This window comes from Collinsella sp. TM10-22 (genome assembly GCF_003466125.1).
Lineage (GTDB): Bacteria > Actinomycetota > Coriobacteriia > Coriobacteriales > Coriobacteriaceae > Collinsella.
Genome location: NZ_QSOC01000016.1, coordinates 1 through 2075, shown reverse-complemented (window position 1 = coordinate 2075; position 2075 = coordinate 1). Strand labels below are relative to the sequence as shown.

The window sequence follows — 2075 nt, the reverse complement described above, 5'->3', positions numbered from 1 at the left end:
GATGAAGAAGGGGGAGGCCTCGCGGCCTCCCCCTTTTTTGCTTTAATGGGCAACATTCCTTATGCAATTAAATCAATTTAATCATCCACCGCTTAATATAGACGTTCACCGTTCTGTGGTCGGTTCTCTGTTCTCAATGGACTAATATTTGCTTTAGCGCACTGACGCGCTTGTCCTGTTTTACACGGGTCGTTTTATTGATTGTGACGGAAGGACTCACATGGCAGATGTTCATGAGCTGCTTGATACTTGGATTGCCAATGTCAAGGACGAGGAGCTCCTCGCTGAGCTCAACACGATGAAGGAGCAGGGTGATGAGGACGCCATCACCGACGCTTTCTTCCAGGATCTCGCCTTCGGTACTGCTGGTCTTCGCGGCACTATCGGTGCAGGCACTAACCGTATGAATATCTATACGGTCGGTCGTGCGACCCAGGGATTCGCTGACTACCTCAATGCGACCTTCGAGCATCCGACGGTCGCCATCGCTCGCGATAGCCGCAATAAAGGTGAGCTGTTCGTTAAGACGACGGCTGCCATTCTTGCAGCAAACGGTGTGACTGCCCTTGTGTATCCCAAGATTTCTCCTGTGCCGACGCTTTCCTGGGCTGTTCGTGATCTTAAGTGTTCCGGTGGCATTTGCATGACCGCTAGTCATAACCCGGCGCCGTATAACGGCTATAAGGCCTATGGCCCCGACGGCTGCCAGATAACCAGCGAGGCCGCCGATGCAATTTCTAAGGCCATCGCCGAGACCGATACGTTCACCGGAGTGAAGTCCATGGACTTCGATGAGGCTCTTGAGCAGGGTCTGGTCAAATGGATCGATGACTCGTGCCTCGAGCGTTATTACGACGCCGTACTCGCGCGCGGCGTTACGAATCTTTCTGCCGAGGAGATTGCCGGCGCACCGCTCAAGCTTGTCTATACGCCGTTGAATGGTACCGGCCTCATTCCCGTTACCACGGTGCTCGAGCGTGCTGGCATCACCGATGAAACGGTTGTTCCCGAGCAGAAGGAGCCTAACGGCGATTTCCCGACCTGCCCGTATCCTAACCCCGAGATCCGTCAGGCCATGCAGAAGGGCATCGACCTGTGCGAGCAGGTTCACCCCGATCTGCTGCTTGCAACAGATCCTGACGCCGACCGTGTTGGCGTTGCCGTTAAGAATGGCGATGACTATCTGCTGCTGACCGGCAATGAGATGGGCGTTCTGCTCCTCGACTATATCTGCAAGACCCGTGCTGCCCGCGGTGAGGACCTCACTAAGAAGGTTGCCGTTACTACTATCGTTTCTTCCGCCATGGTTGACGCTTTGGCCGACGAGTACGGTTTTGAGCTCCGCCGCTGCCTGACGGGCTTCAAGTACATCGGCGACATCATTACTTCTCTTTCCGATGCTGGCGAGGTCGATCGCTTTATCTTCGGTTTCGAGGAGAGCTACGGCTATCTGGCCGGCGACCACGTGCGCGACAAGGACGCCGTGAGCACTTCGCTTCTGATTTGCCAGATGGCGCAGTATTACAAGCTCCAGGGCAAGAACCTCGCCGATGCGATGCACGAGCTGTACGAGAAGTATGGCTACTATCACAACAAGACGATTTCGCTGAGCTATCCGGGCGCTGAGGGTGCGGCAAAGATGGCCGGCATCATGGCTGGTCTGCGCGAGAACCCGCCCGCGGAGCTCGCTGGTTCCAAGATTGAGGCCGTCGTGGATTACAATACCTGCGTGAACGGCCTGCCGAAGGCTAACGTCATTGAGTTCGATCTTGAGGGTGGTAACAAGGGTATTGTTCGTCCTTCCGGCACCGAGCCCAAGATTAAGCTGTACATCTTCGCAAAGGGCGCGGATGCCGCCGAGGCTGATGCAGCACTTGACGCGATTGAGGAATCCGGTCGCAAGCTACTGGCCTAAGGCTTTGAAAGCCTATTTCTATAGATAGACAGAGGAGGGGATCTCGGAAACGAGGTCCCCTCTTTATTACTTGTAAATACAGCTGAGACTCTCAAACTGTGTAGGAAATGTGTACGCCCTGATTCCCGGCCCCGGGGCCCCTCCGGTCTGGCAATATATC

At 55.1% G+C, this 2075-nt stretch carries 1 protein-coding gene; it reads left to right on the top strand.

Annotated features, from left to right (window positions below; all coding sequences use genetic code 11):
• Positions 1 to 220: 220 nt before the first annotated feature.
• Positions 221 to 1915 carry a phospho-sugar mutase gene (locus DXD94_RS09500; RefSeq protein WP_117763893.1) on the top strand — a complete coding sequence of 565 codons (1695 nt, stop codon included), beginning with the start codon at positions 221 to 223 and terminating at the stop codon, positions 1913 to 1915.
• Positions 1916 to 2075: the final 160 nt, after the last annotated feature.